We start from the raw sequence: 25,192 nt of genomic DNA, 5'->3' as shown, positions 1-25,192 counted from the left end.
ATTGTTATGAAAAGCTTATTATTTATATTGCTGGGAACTGTAATGTTTTTTTCCCAGAACAACAGGTTCATCTATGAGGTGAAGTATAAGAAAGATTCGACCTCAAAAGATATAACCAGGGAAAATTATTATCTGGATATCACAAAAGAGGATATAGCGTATTATAACAGATTGAATTATATTAGGGATTCAATATTTACAGCTACAGAACGATCTCCAATTAATAGGCTGACTTCGTTTCTCATCAAACAGAACAACAGCAATGTCTATCAAAACTATGAATACATAGGAGATGTGAATTTCTACAAGATTAACGAAAAGGCTGAACAGAATTGGAAAATTTCAGATAGTATCAAAACATTTGAAGGTCATCGGGTTCAAAAAGCGGTAACCGCATTTGGTGGAAGAAGTTGGGCCGCATGGTTTTCCAAAGATATCCCAGTTTCTTACGGACCCTATAAATTTAATGGTTTGCCTGGATTAATCATGGAGCTATATGATTCAAAAAAAAATTATTATTTTAAAATAATCAAAAGTGAAAAAATTCAGGACAGTTATAAACGTATTTCATTGGAAGGCTTTATATCCAGAGCAATTCCCGTTACCCAGAAGGAATTAAATAAGTTAAGGCTGGATCTTTATTCCAATCCTTTTAAATATGTATTGAATGGAAATCTTACCATTCCTGAAGGAAAAAAACTGCTTTTGGAGGATGGAACAGTCTTGTCCAAAGAACAGCTGAAACCCGCAGAAGCCAACGAAAGAAAAAAGTTAAAAGCCTTTAATAATCCTATAGAACTGGATAAAGCGGTGAAATACCCTAAATAATAAAAATCCCTTTCAGAATTTCTGAAAGGGATTTTTTATGAGTTATCAATTTGATATTATAGATTATTCAGGATGAAATCCGTCATTTTCTGGTATAACTGAGGTCTTGTCTGTCCACCGTAAATTCCATGGTTTTTATCAGGATAAGCCATGAAATCAAACTGTTTTTTGTTTTGAATCAAAGCTTCAGAGAACTCCATAGAATTCTGGAAATGAACGTTGTCATCAGCCGTTCCGTGAATCAGAAGGAATTTCCCCTTCAACAGATTAGCATATTCCGTAGGAGAATTTTTATCATATCCATCCGGGTTTTCCTGAGGTGTTCTCATAAATCTTTCTGTGTATACAGAGTCGTAATATCTCCAGTTGGTTACCGGTGCTACAGCAATTCCCACTTTGAAGACATCAGCTCCTTTAGTCATTGCCAAACTTGTCATATAACCACCGAAGCTCCATCCGAACATTCCGATTCTGCTTTTATCAATATAAGATTGGTTTCCGAACCACTTGGCTGCTGTGATCTGATCTTCAATCTCATATTTTCCTAAATTCATATAAGTTACTTTCTTATATTTTGCTCCTTTATACCCCGTTCCACGGCCGTCTACACAAGCAACAATATATCCTTTTTGTACAAGGTGATTGAACCAAATAGCATTTCCGTTATCCCATGAGTTGGCTACCTGCTGAGATCCAGGTCCGGAATACTGAAACATAAATAAAGGATATTTCTTGTTCGGATCAAAGTTTTTAGGCTTCATGATCCAGGCATTCATCTGATCACCTACAGCGTTTGGAATCGTAATGAATTCTTTTTCAACAAAATTATCAGCTTTTAGTTTCTGTAACTGGTCATTGTTGTTCTGAAGTTCTTTTACCGCTTTTCCGTTACCGTCTTTTAAAACATAGGTATAAGGTTTAGATGCTGTAGAAGATGTTTCAATGAAATAATTATAGTTTTTACTGAAGTTTGCAGAGTTGTTTCCTTCTGCATTAGAGATCAGCTGAGTTTTTCCGTTGTCAATATTTACTTTGGAAATCACCTTATTAATGCTTCCTTTTTCAGTTGTCTGAACGTAAATTTCTTTAGATTTTGGATTAAAACCATAATAATCCGTTACCTCCCAGTTTCCTTTTGTGATCTGTTTTTTCAACTTACCATCTTTGTCATACCAGTACAGGTGACGGTTTCCGTCTCTCTCAGAAGCCCAAAGGAAGGAATCATCTTCAAGGAATTCAAGAGTAGGACTGTCTGTATCAATCCATTTATCATCCGTTTCAGTAAATAACTTCTGAACTGCTCCTGTTTTGGTATTTACCTTTAAGATATCCGAAGCGTTTTGTATCCTTTCAGACGTAATTAAAACAATTTCGTCCGGTTTTGCAGTCTGGAATACATTCGGAATATAATAGTTTTTGAAAGAACCTAAGTTCAGCTGCATTGTTTTTCCGTTATCAAGACGGTATAGCTGTGCTGAAACTACAGAGTTTTTCTCACCTGCTTTTGGATATTTATAACGCATTTCAGCCGGATAAAGGTTTTTTCCATAAATGGGAATATAGATTTCCGGAACCTGGCTTTCATCAGACTTCACAAATACGATAGCATCAGAATTTTTTGTCCACTCATATTGTCTTGCATGCCCGAATTCTTCTTCATATACCCAGTCTGCCAAACCATTCAGGACAGAGTTCTTTTTACCATCCGTAGTAATCTGTGTGATTTTTCCGGAGCTAAGATCCTGATAGAAAAGATTATTGTCAGCAATAAAGGCCACTTTTGTAGCATCCGGTGAAAATGTAGGCTCCTGAACCGGTTTTCCTTCATTAAGGCTGATTACTTTCCCGGATTTTAAATCTTTTACATCAAATTTCCCCAGAAAAGAATGTCTGTAAATAGGCTGGCTTCCTGTCTGTAAAAGGATTTTAGATTCATCATCAGAAAAAATATAGCTTTCAAACCTTCCATCCACAAGATTTCCTTCCTTCTGTGAAGTTTTGTAAGAATATTTTGCAATTCCCGAAGGTTCAATTACAAGATAGTTTTCTCCGTTTTTCATAGAAGAGATTCCTGCAATCCCTTTTCCACGGTAATATCCTGAATATATTTTATCTAAAGTAATTTCCTGTGCTGAGACATTTTGAAATACAGCAACAACAGTAAGAGTTAAAAGGAGTTTTTTCATTTTCAATTTTAATGATTCCAAATTTAATAATTCTTACTTACATAACCATATAAAATAAAAATCGCGACCTGGTGTCATTTTTTCTTACTCTTTCAGGAAAATGTTTTTTAGTTTTCGAATCTGAAGTAATTGAAAATATTCATTAATGAAATTTCTTTAAAAAGGCAATTTGGCAAAAAAATTGAATATATAACAAGTATAAATCAAATGAAATAATAATTATGGAAACGAATGCATACAACCAGAAACTGAACCGTTATGTATTGAACGATCAGATTGTTTATACAGGTTTTTCCAGTTTTAAAGACGCTGAAGAATGTGCCCATAAAAAAGGAGGAACATTGGTGGAAGTCGTTTTTAGAGACGGAAATGATAATCCCGAAATTACTGATGAGGCGGGGTTGATAGAGAAAAAATTCATTACTATGTGTATGCAGGCGATGAGTATAAATTTATCCATTCCTCAGATCCGGGATTTAGAAAATATGCAGATGAGCTGCAGAAAATAAAAGCAAAACTGCAACAATCCCCACCGGATGAAAGGTATTTAGCCAATTTTGAGATTGAAAATGCGGAAGACCCGATTATTGTGATCAAAAATGATCATTTTGAATCGGTAACATCGAGAGAGCGTTCAAAATATTTGAAACATGCGTGTGTCTATGAATTAGGGGTATCCCTGCCAAAATCTTAAAAAAATCTGATCATGAGTAAGACTAAATATTCAGAAAAAGCTCAGGACAAAGTAGGAAAGGTAGTGCACGAATTCAAGGAAGGAAAATTAAAGTCTTCTTCCGGAAAGAAAGTAACAAGCAGAAAACAAGCCGTAGCCATTGGTATTTCTGAAGCGCGGGAAAAAGGTATGAAAGTACCATCGAAAAAGAAAAATAAGTAATTCATCATCCGGAAAGATAAACTTTCCGGATTTTTTTATCTCATATCCTATATTTTATCTGTTTCGAACAATAAATAGGAAAAAGAAGTAATGAGAAAATTAGCTGGTTTTGTTTTTTTATGCAATTTTTCCTGTATTTTGATGTTGTTTATTTTATTTTAAATACTTGTAAATGTGTGTTTTGTGTTATTGATGTATATATGCTGTAGTTCACTTTGCTAGAGTTTGTAGTTTTTTGTTGCAAATTCGCATCACATTCATAACTCATTATCTTATTTCGATTCAAAACACAAATGATGAAAAAGAATTCTTAATGTTTTGTGGATGTTTAAAGTTTTTCTTTTTTCAATATTTAATCAATAACAGCCTTGGGGATTTTTTCTTTACTATTACGGTGCAACTCACATTCTTACAAGGCTGGTTTTTAAAACTAATTGATATGTTCAGAGTTTCAATTTTAAAATCAGTTTATATTCTTCTATTGATTTTATCATTTAATATAATTGCAGGACAATCACAAAAAAAGTCTAAGCCCAATGTAATTTTTATTGTCGTTGATGACCTGAGGCCGGAACTGGGAGTTTACGGTAATTCAACCATTAAAACACCCAATATAGATAAGCTGGCAAGAAGAGGTACAACTTTTACAAATGCATATTGTCAGGTAGCAGTTTGTGCCCCTTCCAGAGCCAGTGCCTTAACGGGTTTACGGCCGGATTCCACTAAGGTATGGGTGCTGGGAGAAGAATTTCGTAAAATACATCCTGATGTGGTAACGATTCCCCAGCAATTTGAAAAATTCAATTATCATACAGTATCTATCGGAAAGATTTTTCATAATCATATGCCTGATTCTATCTCTTTTCGTGAACCGGATCTCCGTCCTGAAGGATATGCTGTTAAAAATATGATAGACAGAGATCCGGAATCTTTTTATTTCAGTGGTGAACTTAAAGCTGAGCTTGCTGCCAAAAGATTGGAAAGATTAGCCAAAGATCCTAAAAGATATGGGAATGGCTGGGCATACGGACGTTCTGTAGAAGTTGCAGACTGTCCTGATGATTCGCTGTATGACGGAGCTCAGACATCACTTGCTATTCAGACCATCAACCGTATTAAAAATAAAAAGAAACCCTTCTTCCTTGCATTGGGGTATTTCAGGCCGCATTTACCTTTTGTAGCTCCCAAAAAGTACTGGGATCTTTATGATCCTATGCAAATACCTATGGCGGATAACAATTTTATTCCGTTCAACGCACCAAGTATGGCTATGTATAACCAAAGAGAGATGACTGCTTGCTATGATCTGGAATACGTAAAACATCCTGCCTACTTCCGGATGCCTGAAAAGGAAGCCAGAATGCTCAAACATGGGTATTATGCTTCTGTAAGCTATGTTGATGCCTGTATTGGGCGGCTTGTAAATGAGCTGGAAAAACAAAAACTAATGGACAATACCATTATTGTATTATGGGGCGACCATGGCTGGAAACTGGGTGAGCATAACGCCTGGGGCAAGCAGACTAATTATTTAAATGATACCCGTGTTCCTCTTATTGTATATGCACCTGGAATGAAAAATCCGGGAAGTAAAAGCAATGAACTGGTAGAGATGGTAGATCTTTATCCTACCCTCTGTGATCTCGCAGGAATAGAAACACCTGCTTATCTGCAAGGCATAAGTTTTAAAAAGCTTCTGAATGAAAATAGTGTCGAATGGAAAGGAGCAGTATTCAGTCAATTCTTACGCCCTGCCGGAGAAGGAATCGATGTTAATAAAAAAAATTACATGGGATATTCAATGGTGACCAAAAGCTATCATCTGATAGAATGGTACTATTGGGATAAAGTAACCCAAAAACCGGTGGAACTTGTGGCACGGGAACTTTATAATCTTACCTCAGATCCGAAGGAGAATTTCAATATAGCAGTTTATCCCGAAAATAAAGACATTCTGGAAAAGCTTTCTGAACAACGTAAAAAAGGATGGAAAGAAGTGAAAAATAAGCTGATAACAAATAAGTCTTATCAATAAAAGAAAATTATACCTCATGAAGAATTTCAACTTTTTAAAAATAGTATTCATTATATTGATTTGTAATTGCATGGCGGTGAGAGGTGTAAGCTTTAATAAAGATAATCCCAAACCTAAAAAAAGTGTAAGATCCGCTATCAAGCAAACAAGACCCAATATCCTGTTTATTCCTATTGATGATTTAAGACCTGAAATGGGCTGCTATGGAAATACAGTTATAAAAACTCCTAATATGGACAAACTTGCAGCAAGAGGAGTTGTTTTTAATAGAGCCTATTGCCAGCAGGCTGTATGCAACCCCTCACGGGCAAGCCTCCTTACAGGTTTGAGACCAGATTCTGTTCGTGTATGGGATCTTCAGACAGATTTCAGGAAAAATCTGCCGGATATAGTAACCCTTCCGCAGATCTTTAAAAATAATGGTTATTATACAGTAGGAATTGGAAAGACCTTTCATAACACTTTACCTGATGATAAATCCTGGAATGAAGAACTTCATGTAAATGGATACCCTTTTGATCCGGACGCAGTGTATCAGCTGGAGAAAAACAAGATGATTCAGAAAGAAAAGGAGCTTGCTCTGCAGAAAATGGGAAAAGCCAAGCCGGATGTTTATGGATTTATCTATACAAAGTCCAATTCCGTTGAAATGGCAGATGTTGATGATGATGCTTATTATGATGGCGCACAAACGACTATGGCCATTCAAAAGCTGAAAGAATTAAAAGGAAAAGATAAGCCTTTCTTTTTTTCAGTAGGTTATTACCGTCCGCATTTGCCATTTAACGCTCCTAAAAAATACTGGGACTTGTATAACAGAAACGACATACCTCTTGCGAAAAATCAATTCATACCTGAAAATGCTCCGGAATTTGCCGTACATGGTGATGCTGAACTGAGAGGGTATACGGACAGATCAGACCTGCCTTTACCATCGGAAAAGCCATATGATTTGGAAAAGCAAAAGGAAATTCTCCATGCTTACTATGCCTCTGTCTCTTATACAGATGCTCAGATAGGCAGGCTTTTAAAAGCCTTGGATGAATTAGGACTGAGTGAAAATACCATTATTGTATTGTGGGGAGACCATGGCTGGAAACTTGGAGAGCATAACAGTTGGTGTAAACAGAGCAATTACGAGATTGATACCAGAGTGCCGCTTATTATCAGCGGGGCAGGAGTAAAGGCGAAAGGAAAATCAAGCAATGCACTTACAGAGTTTGTTGATATTTATCCTACTTTATGTGATATGAGCAGAATAAAAATTCCCGATTATCTTCAGGGAACGAGTATGAAACCTCTGCTTTCGGATTCTGACCGTAAATGGAAAACAGCAGCCTACAGTCAGTTTTTATTGGGAAGATACGGGGTAAAAGCCAAAGGGGGACAAAATGTAGAAAGAATGGGATATGCCATCCGTACCGACAGGTATCGATATGTAGAATGGTTCGAATGGAATAAAGAGACTGAAAAGCCCGGAGCTTATCTGGCCCGAGAGCTTTATGATCATAAAAATGATCCTGACGAAAATATAAATATTGCTGAAGAAGTTCCTTCTAAAAAAATAGTCAATCAACTTTCACTTCAGTTGAAAAAAGGATGGAGATACAGTAAACCGAAATCATAAAAAACTGTAAATATTCAGATAAAGATGATGTTTTCCATAAAGATGATAATTTGTACAGGAGTATTAAGTTTGGTATGTTCCTGTAGTAAAAATAAAGCCGTAGAACCTGTGGGAAATAAACCCGGGCATACCTGCATGACTATTCCGAAGAGATTAGGGACAACAGATTCTTCTCATATCAGTTTTAATGGAAAAACTTCTCTGGAAGCAATGGTGCTAATCCCTGGAGGAGAGTTTGATATGGGAGGCGATAACAGTCAGGCTGATCCAGATGAATACCCTAAACATAGAGTGAAGGTTTCTCCGTTTTATATGGATATAACAGAAGTGACGAATGCACAGTTCAATAAATTTGTAAATGCTACAGGCTATATCACAACGGCAGAACGTAAACCCGATTGGGACGAATTAAAAAAAAACCTTCCTAAGGGTACTCCGAAACCTCCGGATAGTATATTGGTAGCTGCTTCATTAGTATTTAAACCTACCAGCAGACCTGTGGATCTGAATGATTACAACCAATGGTGGAAATGGGTAAAAGGTGCTAGCTGGAAACATCCTGAGGGACCGGGAAGCAATATTGAAGGAAAAGACAACTATCCTGTAGTACATATAAGCTGGGATGATGCACAGGCTTATTGTAAATGGTCTGGTAAACGTTTGCCCACAGAAGCAGAATGGGAATTTGCAGCACGGGGCGGATTAAAAAATAATATATATCCATGGGGAAATGAACCCGTCAATGAAGGAACTCCTAAAGCAAACAGCTGGGAAGGAAAGTTTCCGTACCTCAATGAAAAGAAAGACGGTTATAGTACCCTTGCCCCTGTACAATCATTTAAAGCCAATGGATATGGATTGTATGATATGGCGGGAAATGTTTGGGAATGGTGCAGCGATTTATATAATTATGATTACTATAAAAAACTAGAAGGCACAATGGCTCTAAACCCGAAGGGTGCTGACAAGTCTTATGACCCTCAGGAACCTTATAGTGTAAAGCGCAGCCTTCGTGGAGGAAGCTTTTTATGCAATGATAGCTATTGCAGTGGATACAGGGTGGCCCGGCGTATGAAAAGCAGCCCTGATACAAGTCTTGAACATACCGGATTCAGGTGTGTTCAAGACATTACTCATTAATTCTATTTTTGATTATTATAGAGGATCCGGTAGTATTCATCCGCCATCCTGTCGCTGTTGAAATGATCTTTCACATCATTCATGGCATTATGCTGAATTTTTCTCCATTCATCAGGGCGATCATAATACGTGGGAAGAATTTCGTTTTCAAGGATTTCATATAATGTATTTAAATCATAATTATCCTGTTCATAAATGCTCATATTCTGATAATCTGCTTTAGGAACAACGAAAGAATTTTCTCCGTGTTTGGCAAATTCCGGAATCCAGCCGTCGTCTGTGGATAAATTGACAGAGCCGTTCATAGCAGCCGTCATACCAGAAGTTCCGGAAGCTTCCCTTGGAACTCTTGGGTTATTAAGCCATACATCAGAACCTTGTTTTAAAGATTTACTTAAAGAAAGCTCGTAGCCTGTAAGAACAGCTATATTTTTATGATTTTTACTTTCTTCCACCAGTGTATTGAAGGTGGAAATAGCAGAGTAGTCCATTGGGTAAGGTTTTCCTGCCCAGATGATCTGTACCGGATATTTGGGATGGTTCAGAAGTCTGTAGAATCTCTCCTTATCATGCAAAAGAAGCTCTGCTCTTTTGTAGCCTGCAAATCTTCTTGCCCATACAATCGTAAAGATATTAGGATTAAATAAATTTCCTGTTTGATCGGCAACAATACTGAACAGTTTTTTCTTTAAATATTTCTTACGGAAATCGAAAGCAGTGGCATCATTTTCATCTTTTGCATTGTATAAAGGTTTATCAGACCAATATTTAAATTCCTGAGCATTAGTAATAGAAGTGATTTCACAGATTCCCGGATATTTATTCCACATGGCTCTGGAAACGACTCCATGAAGCTGTGAAACGCCATTGGCCATTCTTGCCATTCTTAATGCACAGAGAGAGTGATTGAAACGGTCATCATCAGATCCTTCAATCTTTTTCACTTCTTCCATGCTGTATCCCGAAAAATAGGACATGTCATAACATAATCTGAAGCTGTGCTTTTCATTACCAGCTTCTTCAGGAGTATGAGTGGTGAAAACCAGTTTTTCTTTAACTTTATCAAGATCTCCGTTATATTTTCTCAGAAGATAAAAGGCTGCCGGAAGTCCATGAGCTTCATTAAGATGGTAAACCTCTCTCTCAATGTTCATTTCATCCAGTAGCTTGGCTCCTCCTTTCCCCAATAAAATATATTGAGCAAGTTTTGTAGATTCATTCGCATCATACAGCTTGTGACAGATTGTTTTGGAAACATGATCATTTTCCGGAACATCTGTAGAAAGGAAAAACATGGGTGCCGTATTGAAAATTTCAGGATCAAGGTACCAAACTTTTACCCAAACCGGAGCACTATGGATTTCAATTTGGAATTTTATTCCGGTGTCTTCAAGAAAACTGTACATCTTTCTCGTCCATACAGGTTGTAAAGTCTGATCGTGGTTTCTTGCCTGGTCATAATAACCAAATTTCCATAGGATACCGATTCCAATAAGATCCTGCTTAAGATTATAAGCACTTCTCATGTGAGATCCTGCCAGAAAGCCAAGTCCACCTGAATATATTTTCAGTACCTGCTCAAGAGCAAATTCCATTGAGAAATAAACGGCTTTTTTTGAATATTGAGGATTAATCGTGTAAGGTATTCTGAAATTCCTGAAATCCATAAATGTGGGTTTGTGTTTAAAAAGGCAAAGGTATTAATTATGAAAATAAACTTTACATTAATTAATCGATAAATTAATAAAAAACTAAGTATTGAATTGTTTTTTTACTTACCTTTAAGAGGGTAAATTTTTGATTATCAAAAACTTTTAATGATGAAAGCCATTGGCTGCATGTGTTCTTTAATTAAATAAAAAATCACACATGAAAAAGACGTTTTCTGAAGAAGATCTGATAAAGAATCTTAGCTTATACTACCTTAATCGGCATTTGAAAAAAAAGCCAATGGAAAAGTATCACCGTACCATAGATGAATCTCCGCTGCATGACCGTGAAAAATACAGAAAGAAATCCGAGATTCTGCTTCTCAATTCTTTTATGCATCATTTTCCCGAAGTGAAATTTGAAAACCTTACCTGCGAGAGTCCAGACTTTATCGCCAAATTAAACGACAAAAAAATCGGAATAGAACTGACTGAAGTAATCAATCATCTGGAAATGAAAAAAGTAGAAAGTACTTTGAATAAAATGTTCCGTCAGGCAGAAATATTATTAGAACAGGAAGACACTACGAAATATCGTGGTGTTTATTTTTTAGAATTCCACCCGGAAACCAAATTTGATAATCTGGAAATACAACAGGAAAATATCATCAGCATTTATAAGAGCATCAAAAAAAATAAAGGAGTGGGATGTGTAAAAAGTGTAAGAAAATCTTTCCATCGCAGAAATGTATTCATAACCCATGAATACAGCATGAATCTGTTTGATGAACTATGCTCAGAAAAGATTCTGGAACTCATCGAAAAAAAGAATGAAAAATTCCCATATTATGACACCTCAGTAGATGAATGCTGGCTGGTCATTGTTTCCGATATGAATTCCATTGCTTCACGATATACCTTCATTCAGGATAAAGAACATTTAAGAGAAGTAAAAAGTCCTTTCCATAAAATATTTCACCTGGAAAATCTCTGTGGAAATATTACAAGTATAAAATAAATATTATGTATTTGATTATTTGTTGTATAATTTGATATAATGTAGATTATTTTGAATTATTTAATGTTTTAATTTGTAATAGTTTAAAATTGTTTAGATTTTATTGTTTTTAATTAAAATAAAGTTATATTTGATGTGTATTGATTATCAATGCAATGTATGACTGCTATAACCATAAAAACATTCAATCTATGAGAAAACTTTTACTTTTTATACTTCTATGTCTCTCTCATACTTTCTATGCTCAGGCCGATTGTGCTACCGCTCTTTCCGTTTGCGGAAATTCAAATATCACGTATAGTCCTACTGGGTATGGTAATATAAAAGAATTGGTTAACTCAGGAAGCTGCATAGACTTTACAGGGGAGCACAATTCAATCTGGTATAAAATTACAATTGCTACAGGAGGAACGCTTACCTTCGATCTGGTTCCTAATAATCCGGATGCTGATTACGACTGGGCAATTTTTGGTCCCAATGTAAACTGTGGAAGTTTGGGATCACCTATTCGTTGTAATGCGGCAACCGTTATTGGGCCTGGTCCTGCAACAGGATTAAATATGACAAGTACGCTTTTAAGTGCTGCAGGAGGTTCTTTAACTCCTTATTGCAGATATCTTGATGTTTTGCCGGGACAGACTTATTATTTATTTATCGATAACTGGGTGAGCAGCACCAGTTCTACTACAGCACCGTTTTCTTTAACGTGGGGAGGAACTGCCACACTGGCTTCACCATTTACCGATCCAAATATTCAGACTCAGCCATTTATTCCTCCGGGTATTCCGGCGGCAAATCCTGCAGACCCAAGAGAGGTTGTAATATGCTCTGCTACAGCTTTGTTTGATTTTTCTACCTTATCCTCCGGAATTCTCAACGGAAATCAAAATTTTGGGGTAAGTTATCATCTGAGTCAGAATGATGCCTTAACAGGGAATAATCCTATTACAGCTCCTATTACAGTCAATACAACAACTGTCTATTATTACAGTATCAATTATACCGATCCGGCCAATGCATCTAATCCGCTTAATAAATGTAAACAGGTTGGAACATTTAAATTTAAAAATGGTTCTATTACAGCCAAAAATGCGATTTTGACCCAATGTAACAATAATAATGCAGGGACTGCTTTATTTGACTTAACCACAGCGGACGTTATTGGAAACCCAAATGTTACTAAGAAATACTATCCTACAATGGCGGATCTCAATGCCGGAACCAATGAGATTACCACCCCAATGGCATTTGTTTCTGCAGAAGGAATTATCTATGTAAAGGTAATCTCAGAATTTGGTTGTACTGCAGTCGCACAGATTACTTTGAAATTTTATCCGGTAGTGGTTGTGAATGAAACAACCCTGAGATCATGTTTCATCGAAGCCAGCCCAGCCACCGCTTCTTTCAATCTTGTCAATGCTTCAGTAACCGGGCAGACCAATCCGACAAAAAAATATTATCCTTCATTGACAGATGCTGTTAATCAGACCAATGAAATCCTGAATCCCAATAATTACATTGCACCCAATGGTTTTGTATACATAAGGGTTTCTAATGCTCAGGGTTGTTATAATGTCGCTAAAGTTACTTTGATCGTTATTCCGCCTGTATATTCTGATAAGCTCAAAGATGTGACTATTTGTGCAGAAGACCAGACTACGCTGGATGCAGGACCCGGATTTAAAAGTTACGAGTGGAGTACAGGAGCTACTACACAAACGATTAAAGCAGGAATAGGAGTATATTGGGTAAAACTTAAAACAGGAGAATGTGTTACCACACAAACTGTAAAAGTACTTCCTTCCGAGCAGCCGGTTGTTTCCGGGATTGATATTTCGAATAACACAATCACAGTATCCGTAATAGGTGGAACTCCTGCCTATAAATATTCAATTGATAATATCATCTGGCAGGATTCCAATGTTTTCAATAACCTTTCCAGAGGAGATCATAAAGTATATGTAAAAGATGCTTATGACTGTGATCCAATAGAAATAGGAATTGTTGTCCCTAATCTGATCAATGTGATTACCCCTAATGCAGATGGAATAAATGATGTGATTGATTATTCAGCCTTAGCGAACAAACAAAACCTGATCATGAATGTCTTTGACCGCTATGGAAATAAAATCTTCCAGGCAGACAAATCCAATGGCTATAAATGGGATGGTACCCAGGGTGGAAGAAGAGTCCCTACAGGAACATACTGGTATTCTATCACATGGAATGAAAATGATAAAAAGAATACGGCCATAAAATATACAGGCTGGGTTCTGGTGAAAAACAGAGAATAATAATAAAACAGATAGAAAAAACCACTTCAATTGAGGTGGTTTTTAGTTTTAAAAGTTATTAAATTAGGAAATAAAATAGAAAGAATGAAAGACCTGTTTGTAAAACGCTTTGAATACTATAAATCTCTTGGTGATAAAACCTTTGAACAGTTAACAGATGAGCAGATGTTCTGGCAGTATAATGAAGAAAGTAATTCTATTGCCATTATTGTAAAACATCTTGCAGGAAATATGCTTTCAAGATGGACCAATTTCCTGACTGAAGATGGTGAGAAATCCTGGCGTAACCGTGATGGAGAATTTGTCAATACTTTTACCACTAAACAACAGGTTCTTGATTTTTGGGAAAAGGGCTGGAAATGTTTTTTTGATGCTCTTGATAAAATAAACGAGGAGAATCTCTATTCCACAACGTACATCAGAGGAGAAGCACATCCGGTTATTGATGCCGTTCTTCGTCAATTGGCTCACTATCCTTACCACATCGGACAGATTGTTTATATTGCGAAAATGATAAAGAATGAAGATTGGAATACGCTTTCAATTGCCAGAAACCGATCTCAACAGTTTAATACAGAAATGAAAACCAAATTTTCAAATCAGGATCCGGATACCAATTCATCGCCTGTCTGCCTTCAAAACAGCCCCGAGGTAAGAGACGAATATAAACAATAGATTGAATCAATCTTGGATTCTTATTAAAATTACTATCTTTGCACCCATAAAATTCAGGAGTAACAAATGTCTACTTTTCACAGAACTGCCGCGTTTCATACACTTGGCTGCAAATTAAACTTTGCAGAAACATCTACTATTGCCCGTCAATTAACAGATGCAGGTTATGATAAGGTAAGCTTTGATGAAAAAGCGAATGTGTATGTTATCAATACATGTTCTGTGACAGAAAATGCTGACCGTGAATGTAAACTTCACGTGAAAAGAGCAATGAAAGCCAATCCGGAAGGACTGGTGGTAATTGTTGGATGCTATGCACAGCTAAAGCCTGAAGAAATTTCACAGATTGAAGGAGTGGACCTGGTTTTAGGAGCAAAAGAAAAATTCAATATTCTGAGCTACCTGGATGATTTGGAGAAATCTGAGAGTGAAGGCGTAGTGCATTCATGTGAAATTGAAGAAACCGATTTCTTTATCGGAAGTTATTCTATTGGGGACAGAACCAGAGCTTTCCTGAAAGTACAGGACGGCTGTGATTATAAATGTACCTACTGTACCATTCCGTTAGCAAGAGGAATTTCACGTTCTGATACCATCGAAAATGTTCTTAGAAATGCTACGGAGATCGCTGCGAAAGATATCAAAGAAATTGTTCTTACAGGGGTGAATATCGGTGATTATGGTAAAGGAGAATTTGGAAATAAAAAACACGAACATACCTTTCTTGATCTTATTTCAGAACTGGATAAAGTAGAAGGAATAGAAAGAATCCGTATATCTTCCATCGAACCTAATCTTTTGAAAGATGAAAGTATTGAACTGGTTTCTAAAAGTAAAAGCTTTGTTCCGCATTTTCATATTCCGTTACAATCCGGAAGCGATGATCTTCTGAAAAAGATGAAACGTCGTTACCTGACCAAGCTTTATCATGACAGAGTGAACAAGATCCGCGAGGTTATGCCTCATGCGGCTATCGGCGTGGATGTTATTGTAGGATTCCCGGGAGAAACAGAAGAAAGATTTATGGAAACTTATAATTTCCTTAATGAGCTTCCTATCACTTACCTTCATGTATTTACCTATTCTGAAAGAGAAAATACGGAAGCTGCAGCAATGGAAGGAGTAGTTCCTGTTGCGGAAAGAAAAAAACGTAATAAAATGCTGAGAATTCTTTCTGAAAAGAAGAAAATGGCATTTTATCAGACACAACTTGGAAAAACGCTTCCTGTTCTTTGGGAGCACGAAAATAAAGACGGGAAAATGTTTGGCTTCACAGAAAACTATGTGAGAGTCCAGAAAGACTTTGATCCTGCATCCATCAATCAAATTGAATTTCTAAATTTAGAAAAAATCCTGTCAGATGGCACGGTTTCTGTGCAATCTTCTTACCAAAATTTTTTAGCAAAAGCATAGGCTCTTTGCAAAAATTCTACTAAATTTATTTTTAAACTTTTAAATACTACATTCATGAGAGATAAGTTTTTATCTTGGGGAATTGTATTAGTAGCTGCTACATGGATTATAGCAATACTGATCAGAGCGCATTATTGGATACCTACGCTGTTATCCGCAATTTATGCATTGGGTGTTTACAATGCTTACCAATCGAAACATGCTATTTTGAGGAACTTTCCTGTATTGGGATACTTCAGGTATTTTTTCGAAAGTATTTCACCCGAAATGCAGCAATACTTTATTGAAAGGGAAACAGATGGGAAGCCATTTCCAAGAAACCAGCGTTCTGCAGTATACAGACGTGCAAAAAACTTAAGTGATACGGTAGCTTTTGGTACGCAGCTGGAAGTAAATCACAGAAAGTATGAAGGGATCAAGCATTCTATTTATGCAAAATCACCATCAGAAGAACTTCCGAGAGTATGGGTTGGAGGAGAACAATGTACACAGCCTTATCATGCTTCTTTATTTAACATCTCAGCAATGAGTTTCGGGGCCTTGAGTGACAGAGCACAGATTTCACTGAACAGAGGAGCCAAAAAAGGAAACTTTTACCATAATACAGGAGAAGGAGGAATTTCACCTTATCACCTGGAAGGAGGAGATCTTTGCTGGCAAATCGGAACAGGGTATTTCGGATGTCGCGACGAGGAAGGGAAATTCAACCCTGAATTATTTACAAAATATTCCACGCTTCCTAATGTTAAAATGATTGAAATCAAATTATCACAGGGAGCAAAACCAGGACACGGAGGAGTGCTTCCGGGAGTAAAAAATACACCGGAAATTGCAGCGATTCGTCATGTCACACCGGGAATGACCGTTATTTCACCACCCTCACACAGCGCTTTTTCTGATGCAGCCGGATTGCTGAGGTTTGTACAGCAGTTAAGAGAACTTTCAGGAGGAAAGCCGATTGGTTTTAAACTTTGTATCGGTGATACCAAAGAATTTGAAGATATCTGTGTACAGATGAATGTATTGAAAATTTATCCTGATTTCATTACCATAGATGGTGCAGAAGGAGGAACAGGAGCTGCACCACCGGAGTTTTCAGATGGAGTAGGGATGCCATTGGAACCTGCTTTGATCTTTGTGAACAGAACGCTTAATAACTATAACCTGAGAAGTAAATTAAGAGTGATTGCCAGTGGTAAAGTTCTTACCAGTCTTGATATTCTGAGAGCAGTCGCAATGGGTGCAGACATGTGTAACAATGCCAGAGGATTTATGTTCTCTCTAGGATGTATCCAGGCCTTGAGATGTAACTCCAACAATTGTCCTACAGGAGTTGCTACACAGGATAAAATGCTTATCAAAGGATTGGATGTGACAGATAAAGCAGAAAGAGTATATCACTTCCATAAAAATACACTGCACACATGCAATGAACTCATTGCCGCTGCAGGAAGAAGCTCTTATGAAGAAGTAGATGCCACCATGTTTATGAGAGGTGATGAGTTTGATCACCTTGCAGACCTTTATTTCCCTGATATCTTAGGAAATGTAAAACAGAAAGCAAGACCGTAATTACAGTTTACATCATAAAAAAACACCGTTTGAATAACGGTGTTTTTTATATAATTATTTTTTATTTTATTCTTGTTGTTTCTGTGTTTGTTTGTCATCACTTGGTCTGTCCTCTCTTCCATAAATCTGAAAGTTGAATACAAAAGATTTATTTCTATAAGAAGTATTTAAATACGGATAATGAGGATTTCTTGCAAAAGCAGCTCTGGAAGGAACGATAATTACTCCTTGTAAGTTATAAGGTGTTTCACCGGTAAGATTATTAAATGCTTTAAATTTCTGTAAAGCTTCTCTGAACCCAGGGATTTGATAATATTTTGCTTTTTTTGCAGCATCAGTTGTACCAGCTTCCAATATTGATCTCTTTACATAATAATACATTGGGTCAATAACAGGTACACCCGTTCCGTCAATGGTATTTAAAAAGGCAGCTTTTGCTTGAAATGTAGTGTTTCCATCAGAATTAACGGCAAGATATGAATATCCTCTTCCCATAATTTTGATAATATCATCATCCTTGATGGTTTGATTAGGTGTAGGATTAACAGGCTGAGCACCGCTCCTCATTATATAGATTGTTCCTGAAGGAAGCGTTACAGGCGAAAGCTCAGATAATTTTTTTTCATTATCATCTGACGTGTCCGTAGAGCTGAAAGCTTTTATATTACCCTGCGCATCCAGATAATTCTCATCCATGAATTTCTTAATTGCCTGATCATCATAGGTGTTTTGCGTAGCAATATCTTCCGGTTCTACATAGGGTGATGTGTCATCATCTTTCTTACAAGCAGAAAAACACAAAGATCCTGCAAGGATATATAAAAATATTTTTTTCATTTCAAAAAACTTTAATTACTTTACAAATAATATAACGGCAAAAGTATAAAAAATTATGAGAATAGATAAATTTTTATGGAGCATTCGTTTTTATAAGACGAGAAGTATTGCAGCAGAGGAGATTAAAAAGAACAGAGTTTCTATAGGAACGTCTGCTGTAAAGTCGTCTAAAGAAGTAAAAGAAGGAGATACGATCAAAATCCGTAAGAATCAGATTGATTATAAAATAAAGGTAATTCAGATTCCTAAAAGCAGAATTGGAGCCAAACTGGTACCTCTTCACATTCAGGACGTCACAGATAAAGAGCAATACGAATTGCTGAAACTCCGTAAAATGTCACAAGACTATTACAGAAACAAAGGAGAGGGAAGACCTACCAAAAAAGACAGAAGAGAAATGGATGAATATGTAGGCAATGATATCGACTCCGATTTTACAGACTGGGATGATTTCTTCGGAGAGACCGGCGGTGAAGATGAGGATGAAGATTAATATAAAAATAGAAAAGCTCTAGAGATAGAGCTTTTCTATTATTTCGTTGACAATGTCTTCCGGTTCTCTGGAATCTGTCCCTACAGTGAATTGTGCTTTGCTGTAAAATTGATTTCTTTCAAATAAATGCTTGGCAATGAATTCCGGCAGGTCTTCATCGGATATATTGGCAATTAATGGCCTTTTTTCTTTCTGTTTTGAAAGTCTTTCCACCAATGTCCCAACTCCTGTTCTTAAAAAAATACTCCTGGAGTTATGATTAATAATCTCCATATTATTATAATATACAGGAGTTCCTCCACCAAGGCTTAAGACAACATTTTCTTCAGAAGCCAATATCTCTTCAAGCGCCTCTCTTTCCAGTTTTCTAAAGTAAATTTCTCCCTTTTTCTCGAAAATTTCAGGGATGGTTAATTTATTTCTTCTGGAAATCTCTTTATCAAGATCAATTAATTTAAAATCTATTTTTTCGCTTAATATTTTGGAAATGTGAGATTTGCCACTTCCCATGTATCCGATCAATGAAATTACCATGAAATTTTTTTTAACAAATTTGCGAAAAAGTTTTGAGATAAAGAAAAAAGTCATATCTTTGCACCACTTAAAACAAGGGACATTACTTAAATGAAAACTTGTTGCACAAGTGGCCGACTCGGTAGCTCAGCTGGTAGAGCAATACACTTTTAATGTATGGGTCCTGGGTTCGAATCCCAGCCGGGTCACTAGCAATAAAAATTACTGAATTTGTAATTTTATTGCCTGCGTGGTGAAATTGGTAGACACGCCATCTTGAGGGGGTGGTTTCCTAAGGATGTGCTGGTTCGAGTCCAGTCGCAGGCACTGCAAAGAAAATTTTATAATTAATATTGAAATTTATTTCATTTTAATTGTGGCCGACTCGGTAGCTCAGCTGGTAGAGCAATACACTTTTAATGTATGGGTCCTGGGTTCGAATCCCAGCCGGGTCACAAGTTTACTGAAAAGTAAATTTTTTTCATATTAATATTTTGTGATTTGGTGTTTCAAAGGCTTCCTTCAGGAGGCCTTTGATTTTTGTATGAACTCAAGTCTAAACTTCATCTCGTTTTGTTTTTTTGTATTTAATAATAATCCCCAGCTGAAATAGCCAGGGATACTATATTTTAATAGATAAAGATTAATCCAGGTGCATGTTGTCAATTAATCTTACTCCATCTACTACAACTACGATGAAGGCTCTGAAATTTCTGTCTTTATAGAAAAAATCTGTCTCCTGTAATGTATTTTCATCAGCAATCAGAAAGTATTCAAGCTTCATACCCTTCTGATCATCAAAAATATCAGCTACTCTTTCCTTGATTTCCGGAATACTGACAGTTCTGAACCAGTCGTTTACTTTTTTTAAAGTCTCATAAATTACTTTAGAAGCTTCTTTTCGGTCTTCATGAAGTCTCTGGTTTCTTGAACTCAGTGCCAGTCCGTTTTCTGCCCTATAAATAGGAACTCCGGTTATTTTAACGGGAAGATGTTTTTTCTCCACCATTTTTTTAATAATAGCAAGCTGCTGAAAATCTTTTTCACCAAAATAAGCATTATCAGGCTGTACCTGTCTGAAAAGCTCTTCTACAACAGTTCCTACTCCGTTGAAATGTCCCGGTCTGGATTTGCCTTCCATTTCATTTTCCAGTCCGTCAAAATCATATGACTGGCTTTCAGTTTTTTCAGGGTAAATATCTGCTACCTCTGGGATGTAGACAGCATCTACAAGGCCTGAATTCTGAAGAATAAGGATATCTCTGTTAACATCTCTTGGGTATTTTTTAAGATCCTCAGGATTGTTGAACTGAGTTGGATTTACAAAAATTGAAGAAATGACAAGATCATTTTCTTTTCTTGCCTCTTCATACAGAGAAAGATGGCCATTGTGCAGGGCACCCATAGTAGGGGCAAAGCCAATTCTTTTTCCCATTTCTTTCTGTCTTTCAATGAAATCCTGAAGGACTTTTCTGTTTTTTAGAACTTCCATAGTTTATTTTAATACTATTTCAAAAATACTAAAAATATCGCATAATAATATGTACTTTTAATAATTTGAAAAAGGGAATTTTCGTAAAAAAATGTTAATTAAAATAATGTTGGATGTTTTTTTGTAATTTTGCACATTAAAGCATTTTTACAAAAATTAGATAGAAAGTTTATGCCGAATCAAAAAATACTGTACATTACTACAGAGATGTATCCATATCAGGAAGATACAAATATGGCTGCAGTGGTAAACAAAATGGCACTTAAGATGCACCAAGAAGGCAATGATGTAAGAGTTTTTATGCCAAGATTTGGACAAATAAGTGAGAGAAAGTTCCAGCTTCATGAAGTAATCCGTCTTTCAGGGATGAATATTATTATTAATGATCTGGACCAGCCTCTAATCATTAAAGTAGCGTCTCTTCCGGGGGAAAGACTTCAGGTTTACTTTATTGACAATGAAGAATACTTCAAAAGAAAACAATATTATTTCGACGATGAAGGAAACCCTTTCGAAGATAATGATGAAAGAGCTATTTTCTTTGCCAGAGGAGTTATTGAAACCATTAAGAAACTAAACTGGGTGCCGGACGTTATCCATTTAAATGGATGGATGTCTTCTTTTGTTCCAATTTATCTTAAAACTTACTACGAATCCGATACTTATTTCAAAGACGCAAAAATTGTACTTTCTCTTTACAATGAGAAAGATGCTGACCTGGACAAAAAGATCGATGAAAAGTTACAGTTTGATAATATTTCGGGATTAAAAGCGTTAGATAACCCAACTATTAAAAGTTTTGTTATCGAAAGTATGAACTATGTAGATGCCGTTGTAAAAGGTGATGAGTTTCTGGATGAAGACCTGGATAAGGCTTTCAATGAAACAGCAACCCAGAAATCGGAATATCTGGACGTAGATTCTATAAATCAACTTTATTAAAAACACATTTTTAATGACTCATAATCTTAAAAAGACCTTCGCCATGCTTCTATTGGCGATATTTGGAAGTGCATTCCTTTATAATTGTGAACCGGATCCGGATTCTCTTGGTGAGCAGCTGTTTAATGGTGATGCAGCACAGGGCAATGAAATTGCATACCCTGTTATTGCATACAATTATGATAACAACGATTCAATCAGAAGTGATGCTTCAAGACTAATCAGTGGGTTGAGTGAATCAGGTGTTACTACAAATGTTGCTGTTCTTGGAGCCTTTACTGAACCCCAGTTTGGAATGCAAAGAGCATCTTATGTTACCCAGCTGAGAATGCCAACGGATAATTTTGACTTCAACGGCGCAAATCCAAAAGTAGATTCAGTAGTCCTTGTAGTAAGACCTCCTGCAAATACAGCTTCAAATACTTACTTCTTTGAAGGTGATTCATTAAGAACAAATACATATACAAAAACAGATTTCCCAGTAGACGGAGTAGCTACGGAAGTTTCCATTGAGAAAAAAACTTATCCTGTTCGTAAATATGGTAAAATAGGGGGGGCTTCAAAATCAATGAAAATCAATGTACACGAAGTAACTACGTTCTTAGATGCAAATAATGATGCTCTAAAACGTTCCAATGCATCAATAAGTACTGGTGAGCTGTTAGGTTCAGGAGTATTTGATGGGAACGTGAGTTCTTTATCTATTACAAAAAAATCTGATAATTCAATTGTATTCTCAGGAAACTTAGGATTCAGAATGAAGTTAAGTAATACAAATTTTTTCCAGACTCATATTCTTGATAAAAAAGGAAAACCTGAACTTCAGGATGCTGCTAACTTTATCAGATATTTTAAAGGAATAAAAATTTCTGTGGACGAAACGGATAGATATCTGTATCAGTTCTCTCCTAATGACTTGCAGGTTATCATGTATTATAAATATGATAAGACAGACAACGGAACAACCACAAGACCACAAACAACACTTAATTTCAACCTAGGAAGTGCTAATGCTCATATCGGATTGTATGAGTATAACAGATCTGGATCACCTGCTGCAGCTGCACTGGCTGCAAGTAACCCTAATGAAGGAGATGAAAGACTTTTTGTTCAGGGAATGGGAGGCCCTTCTGTGGTAGTGAAAATTAAGGATGAGACCATCACAAAACTTAAGGAGATCTATAATAAAGATAAGGCAGGTATTGTAAGTGCTAAGATCAGAGTATATCTGGATCCTGCAACATGGAAAAATACAGGTTCTACTGAAGATCGTAAGTTTACACTTTTAAACAATACATTAAATGCGGGTAAAATTGATTACTCAAAGTTAACATTCACTTCAGATCTTACAAACGGACTAGGTTTATATTATTATAAAGAGAATCCTGGTTATTATGATTTTGTAGTTACAAAAACAGTCAAGGATATTGTTGAAGGAAAAACAGAAACAATAGGAGATGCTACACAGCCGATTGTTAATAAACCATTAATTATCAATGCAGGAGCATTTGCAGCAAGTACTACAGGAACTCTTTTGGGAGTTCGTAACACAACAAGAGCATTTGATATGAACAGAATTATTCTGACAGGAGTAGATAAAACAAATACGAATCCGAAGAGAATCCAGCTAATGGTGACTTACGGAACGAAAAAATAGAACACGATAACAAACAACACTAGACAAAATAAAATATGTGCGGAATAGTAGGATATACAGGTTTTCAAGACGCTTATGAAATTGTAATTAATGGTCTTAGAAGATTGGAATATAGAGGGTATGACAGTGCCGGAATTGTTTTAGAAGGACCAGATAACAAGCTGGAAGTAGAAAAAACAAAAGGTAAAGTTGAGGATTTGGTGAATATTTCAAAAGAACTAAAAGGAACGTCTAAAATTGGAATGGGACACACCCGTTGGGCTACCCATGGAGTTCCAAGTGACAGAAATTCCCACCCGCACTTGTCAAACAACGGAAAAATTGCAATTGTACATAATGGTATTATTGAAAACTATGATACCATTAAAACAATGCTTACTGAGAAAGGCTTTACTTTTAAATCAGAAACAGATACTGAAGTACTGGTAAACCTTATCCAATATTTTATGGATCTTAATCCGGATATCGACTTCCCAACTGCAGTGAGATATGCATTGAATGAAGTATATGGTGCTTATGCAATCACTGTACTTCATGAAGATTATCCTGGAGTATTGGTTGTAGGAAGATTAGGATCTCCTTTAGCAATCGGAATCGGAGATAAAGAATATTTTATTGCATCTGATGCTTCTCCTTTCGTAGAATTTACAAAAGAAGCTATATATCTTGAAGAAGGACATATGGCAACAATCTCTCTGGAAAATGGAGTAGATATCAGAACCATCAATGAAAACTCTAAGATTGAGCCTGAAATCCAGGAACTTAAATTGAGTCTTGAGCAAATAGAGAAAGGTGGATATGAGCACTTCATGCTTAAAGAAATCTTTGAACAGCCTAAATCTGTACACGATACCATGAGAGGTAGGCTTCTTGTGGATGAGGGAGTCATAAAAATGGCCGGAATCTGGGATCATGTTGAAAAATTCAAAAATGCTAACAGAATTATCATCATTGCTTGTGGTACTTCATGGCATGCAGGGCTTATCGGAGAATATCTGATAGAAGAATATGCAAGAATCCCTGTGGAAGTAGAATATGCATCAGAGTTCAGATACAGAAACCCGATCATTACAGATAAAGATGTAGTGATTGCCATTTCTCAATCTGGAGAAACAGCGGATACCATGGCTGCTTTAAAACTAGCAAAAGAAAAAGGTGCATTTATATATGGTATATGTAATGTTGTGGATTCTTCCATTGCAAGAATTACAGATGCTGGTTCGTATACCCATGCCGGTCCTGAAATCGGGGTTGCTTCTACCAAAGCATTTACGGCTCAGCTTACCATTCTTACTTTAATCGCATTTAAATTAGGAAAACACAACGGAAACTTAGGAAACGCTGAATTTATGAGCTTAATTGCTGAGCTTGATGCTATTCCTAAGAAAATTGAAGAAGTGTTGAATACTACTCATGAGCTTACGCAGAATATTGCAAAAGACTTTGTGAAAGCTACCAATTTCCTTTACTTAGGCAGAGGATACAATTATCCTGCAGCCTTAGAAGGAGCCTTAAAATTAAAAGAAATTTCTTATATCCATGCAGAAGGATACCCTGCTGCAGAAATGAAGCACGGTCCGATTGCCCTGATCGACGAAAATATGCCAATTGTAATTATAGCACCTAGAAAAGGCCACTATGATAAAATTGTAAGTAATGTTCAGGAAATTAAAGCGAGAAAAGGAAAAATTATCGCTGTAGTTAATAAAGGAGACCGTCAGGTGAGTGAAATGGCAGATTATGTTATCGAAATCCCTGAAACTTCAGAATGTTTCTCTCCAATCGTTGCTTCCGTACCTCTGCAGCTGCTTGCTTATTATATTGCAGTATATAGAGGAGCCAACGTAGATCAACCGAGAAACCTTGCAAAATCTGTTACCGTGGAATAAAAAGTTGTTGTAAATAAAATAAATTTAGATTTCTTCC

Annotated in this window: 20 protein-coding genes and 3 tRNA genes; 18 read left to right on the top strand and 5 right to left on the bottom strand. The window is 36.4% G+C overall.

Annotated features, from left to right (window positions below):
• The first annotated feature begins 6 nt into the window (after positions 1-6).
• Complete coding sequence (locus KBP46_RS10475) at positions 7-828, top strand: GLPGLI family protein (protein ID WP_216445332.1); 822 nt, start codon at positions 7-9, stop codon at positions 826-828.
• A 56-nt stretch (positions 829-884) separates the two neighbouring features.
• On the opposite strand, the gene KBP46_RS10470 is transcribed toward KBP46_RS10475, so the two are convergent.
• Entirely contained in the window at positions 885-3,014 is a 2,130-nt protein-coding gene (locus KBP46_RS10470; protein WP_216445331.1) for a S9 family peptidase, read from the bottom strand.
• A gap of 221 nt (positions 3,015-3,235) precedes the next feature.
• Between KBP46_RS10470 and KBP46_RS23685 the strand changes: the two genes are divergently transcribed.
• From KBP46_RS23685 to KBP46_RS10445, 5 genes are all read left to right on the top strand, one after another.
• On the top strand, positions 3,236-3,523 hold the full coding sequence (locus KBP46_RS23685; protein ID WP_253297261.1) for a hypothetical protein: 288 nt from the start codon (positions 3,236-3,238) through the stop codon (positions 3,521-3,523).
• Between the two features lie 197 nt (positions 3,524-3,720).
• A complete protein-coding gene (locus KBP46_RS10460) occupies positions 3,721-3,909 on the top strand; it encodes a DUF6496 domain-containing protein (RefSeq protein WP_216445330.1) in 189 nt (62 codons plus the stop codon).
• Between the two features lie 439 nt (positions 3,910-4,348).
• Complete coding sequence (locus KBP46_RS10455) at positions 4,349-5,944, top strand: sulfatase (RefSeq protein WP_216445329.1); 1,596 nt, start codon at positions 4,349-4,351, stop codon at positions 5,942-5,944.
• A gap of 16 nt (positions 5,945-5,960) precedes the next feature.
• The gene (locus KBP46_RS10450) at positions 5,961-7,571 is read left to right on the top strand and encodes a sulfatase (RefSeq protein WP_216445328.1); all 1,611 of its coding nucleotides are present in this window, start codon (positions 5,961-5,963) and stop codon (positions 7,569-7,571) included.
• A 42-nt stretch (positions 7,572-7,613) separates the two neighbouring features.
• Positions 7,614-8,711, top strand: coding sequence for a formylglycine-generating enzyme family protein (locus KBP46_RS10445; RefSeq protein WP_253297260.1), 1,098 nt, complete (start codon positions 7,614-7,616; stop codon positions 8,709-8,711).
• A gap of 2 nt (positions 8,712-8,713) precedes the next feature.
• Here KBP46_RS10445 and glgP read toward each other — a convergent pair whose 3' ends face one another.
• The gene (glgP, locus tag KBP46_RS10440; RefSeq protein ID WP_062675482.1) at positions 8,714-10,378 is read right to left on the bottom strand and encodes an alpha-glucan family phosphorylase; all 1,665 of its coding nucleotides are present in this window, start codon (positions 10,376-10,378) and stop codon (positions 8,714-8,716) included.
• A 202-nt stretch (positions 10,379-10,580) separates the two neighbouring features.
• Here glgP and KBP46_RS10435 point away from each other — a divergent pair, with 202 nt between their 5' ends.
• The 5 genes from KBP46_RS10435 to KBP46_RS10415 all read left to right on the top strand — a co-directional run bounded on the left by KBP46_RS10435 (position 10,581) and on the right by KBP46_RS10415 (position 17,332).
• On the top strand, positions 10,581-11,378 hold the full coding sequence (locus KBP46_RS10435; RefSeq protein WP_062675481.1) for a hypothetical protein: 798 nt from the start codon (positions 10,581-10,583) through the stop codon (positions 11,376-11,378).
• A 191-nt stretch (positions 11,379-11,569) separates the two neighbouring features.
• Positions 11,570-13,672: a T9SS type B sorting domain-containing protein gene (locus tag KBP46_RS10430; RefSeq protein ID WP_062675662.1), complete on the top strand. Its 2,103-nt coding sequence runs from the start codon at positions 11,570-11,572 to the stop codon at positions 13,670-13,672.
• Between the two features lie 84 nt (positions 13,673-13,756).
• A complete protein-coding gene (locus KBP46_RS10425) occupies positions 13,757-14,347 on the top strand; it encodes a DUF1572 family protein (protein WP_062675480.1) in 591 nt (196 codons plus the stop codon).
• A 66-nt stretch (positions 14,348-14,413) separates the two neighbouring features.
• Positions 14,414-15,760, top strand: coding sequence for a tRNA (N(6)-L-threonylcarbamoyladenosine(37)-C(2))-methylthiotransferase MtaB (gene mtaB / locus KBP46_RS10420; protein ID WP_120233447.1), 1,347 nt, complete (start codon positions 14,414-14,416; stop codon positions 15,758-15,760).
• A gap of 54 nt (positions 15,761-15,814) precedes the next feature.
• The gene (locus KBP46_RS10415) at positions 15,815-17,332 is read left to right on the top strand and encodes an FMN-binding glutamate synthase family protein (RefSeq protein ID WP_216445326.1); all 1,518 of its coding nucleotides are present in this window, start codon (positions 15,815-15,817) and stop codon (positions 17,330-17,332) included.
• Positions 17,333-17,398: 66 nt separating this feature from the next.
• Here the strand turns inward: KBP46_RS10415 and KBP46_RS10410 are convergent, their stop codons facing one another.
• The gene (locus KBP46_RS10410; protein ID WP_216445325.1) at positions 17,399-18,169 is read right to left on the bottom strand and encodes a hypothetical protein; all 771 of its coding nucleotides are present in this window, start codon (positions 18,167-18,169) and stop codon (positions 17,399-17,401) included.
• A 55-nt stretch (positions 18,170-18,224) separates the two neighbouring features.
• Here KBP46_RS10410 and KBP46_RS10405 point away from each other — a divergent pair, with 55 nt between their 5' ends.
• Positions 18,225-18,662 (top strand): RNA-binding S4 domain-containing protein, encoded by a 438-nt coding sequence (locus KBP46_RS10405; protein ID WP_062675476.1) that lies wholly within the window; start codon positions 18,225-18,227, stop codon positions 18,660-18,662.
• An 18-nt stretch (positions 18,663-18,680) separates the two neighbouring features.
• On the opposite strand, the gene KBP46_RS10400 is transcribed toward KBP46_RS10405, so the two are convergent.
• Positions 18,681-19,196 carry a shikimate kinase gene (locus KBP46_RS10400; protein ID WP_216445324.1) on the bottom strand — a complete coding sequence of 172 codons (516 nt, stop codon included), beginning with the start codon at positions 19,194-19,196 and terminating at the stop codon, positions 18,681-18,683.
• A gap of 115 nt (positions 19,197-19,311) precedes the next feature.
• Here KBP46_RS10400 and KBP46_RS10395 point away from each other — a divergent pair.
• From KBP46_RS10395 to KBP46_RS10385, 3 genes are all read left to right on the top strand, one after another.
• A tRNA-Lys gene (locus KBP46_RS10395) sits at positions 19,312-19,384 on the top strand.
• Positions 19,385-19,419: 35 nt separating this feature from the next.
• Positions 19,420-19,502: transfer RNA gene (locus KBP46_RS10390), tRNA-Leu, on the top strand.
• A gap of 55 nt (positions 19,503-19,557) precedes the next feature.
• A tRNA-Lys gene (locus tag KBP46_RS10385) sits at positions 19,558-19,630 on the top strand.
• A 188-nt stretch (positions 19,631-19,818) separates the two neighbouring features.
• Here the strand turns inward: KBP46_RS10385 and panC are convergent.
• The gene (gene panC / locus KBP46_RS10380; protein ID WP_216445323.1) at positions 19,819-20,667 is read right to left on the bottom strand and encodes a pantoate--beta-alanine ligase; all 849 of its coding nucleotides are present in this window, start codon (positions 20,665-20,667) and stop codon (positions 19,819-19,821) included.
• 171 nt (positions 20,668-20,838) lie between these two features.
• Here panC and KBP46_RS10375 point away from each other — a divergent pair, with 171 nt between their 5' ends.
• From KBP46_RS10375 to glmS, 3 genes are read left to right on the top strand one after another with little or no spacing between them, the layout of a single operon-like run.
• Positions 20,839-21,609 carry a glycogen/starch synthase gene (locus KBP46_RS10375; RefSeq protein WP_034693703.1) on the top strand — a complete coding sequence of 257 codons (771 nt, stop codon included), beginning with the start codon at positions 20,839-20,841 and terminating at the stop codon, positions 21,607-21,609.
• Between the two features lie 13 nt (positions 21,610-21,622).
• The gene (locus KBP46_RS10370; protein ID WP_216445322.1) at positions 21,623-23,266 is read left to right on the top strand and encodes a DUF4270 family protein; all 1,644 of its coding nucleotides are present in this window, start codon (positions 21,623-21,625) and stop codon (positions 23,264-23,266) included.
• A 35-nt stretch (positions 23,267-23,301) separates the two neighbouring features.
• Entirely contained in the window at positions 23,302-25,155 is a 1,854-nt protein-coding gene (gene glmS / locus KBP46_RS10365) for a glutamine--fructose-6-phosphate transaminase (isomerizing) (protein WP_062675473.1), read from the top strand.
• Positions 25,156-25,192 lie beyond the last annotated feature (37 nt).

The organism is Chryseobacterium sp. PCH239, assembly GCF_018924625.1.
GTDB classification, from domain to species: domain Bacteria; phylum Bacteroidota; class Bacteroidia; order Flavobacteriales; family Weeksellaceae; genus Chryseobacterium; species Chryseobacterium cucumeris.
This window is presented reverse-complemented; position numbering and strand designations above follow the sequence as displayed.